Source organism: Nocardioides sp. NPDC057577 (assembly GCF_042801335.1).
GTDB lineage: Bacteria > Actinomycetota > Actinomycetes > Propionibacteriales > Nocardioidaceae > Nocardioides.
Genome location: NZ_JBHVGB010000377.1, coordinates 1 through 1,024 on the forward strand (window position 1 = coordinate 1; position 1,024 = coordinate 1,024).

Sequence of the window (1,024 nt, forward strand, 5' to 3'; positions counted from 1 at the left end):
ATGATGCCGAGCGCGAAGATCGTGATCTGCAGCAGTGCACCACCGCTGAACATGTTCACCAGGCCGAAGAGGCTGTTGTTGCCCTTACTTGCCTGGTCAACACAGGTCTGGACGTTCTCGTAGCTCACTCCCGGTACCGGGATGTGTGCCCCGAGCCGGTAGAGCACGATGATGCCGAGCGTGAAGAGCAGCTTCTTGCGCAGGTCGGGCGTCTTGAACGCCCGGGCGAACGCGGTGAGCACGGTGCCTCCTGCGACCCCCGCGCTACTGCGTCAAGGGTGACGGTCTTGAGGTTCGACTGACGACTGATAAGTGGACGGCTAAGTGGGTAACGCTGAACCGCCGCCCAGAGTGCCTCATGTGAGACACCCGTGAAAGAGGGCAGCGCAGGCCACCTTACCGGCGGGACCTATGCCCTTGGAACGACCAACCGGGGATACCCCTTTTGTGGGGCATCCCCGGTTGGGATCGCTCAAGTCATCGAGACGCCTGATGGGTTCAGACGAGCTCGGTGACGGTACCGCCGGCGGCGGTGATCTTCTCCTTGGCGGAGCCGGAGACGGCGTCGACCGTCACCTGCAGCGCCACGGAGATCTCGCCCTGGCCGAGGACCTTGACGAGGCTGTTCTTGCGCACGGCGCCCTTGGCGACCAGGTCGGCCACCGTGACCTCTCCACCCTCGGGGTAGAGCGTCGCGAGCTTGTCCAGGTTCACGACCTGGTACTCCGTGCGGAACGGGTTCTTGAAGCCCTTGAGCTTCGGGAGACGCATGTGGAGGGGCATCTGGCCACCCTCGAAGCGCTCCGGAACCTGGTAACGAGCCTTCGTACCCTTGGTACCACGGCCTGCGGTCTTACCCTTGGACGCCTCACCACGACCCACACGGGTCTTGGCGGTCTTGGCGCCCGGGGCAGGCCGGAGGTTGTGGGCCTTCAGCGGGCTGTTCTCCGCCATGTCAGTCAACCTCCTCAACCGTCACGAGGTGGCGGACGGTGTGAACCATTCCGCGGAACTCGGGGCGGTC

The 1,024-nt window shown here is 64.2% G+C and carries 1 protein-coding gene and 2 pseudogenes; all 3 read right to left on the reverse strand.

Going from position 1 to position 1,024, the window contains the following annotated elements; all coding sequences use genetic code 11:
- A pseudogene (locus ACFU7D_RS29925) lies at positions 1 to 242 on the reverse strand (preprotein translocase subunit SecY); the annotation flags it as partial.
- A 256-nt stretch (positions 243 to 498) separates the two neighbouring features.
- On the reverse strand, positions 499 to 954 hold the full coding sequence (gene rplO, locus ACFU7D_RS29930; protein ID WP_378874216.1) for a 50S ribosomal protein L15: 456 nt from the start codon (positions 952 to 954) through the stop codon (positions 499 to 501).
- Position 955: 1 nt separating this feature from the next.
- Positions 956 to 1,024 (reverse strand): annotated as a pseudogene (locus tag ACFU7D_RS29935) (50S ribosomal protein L30); the annotation flags it as partial.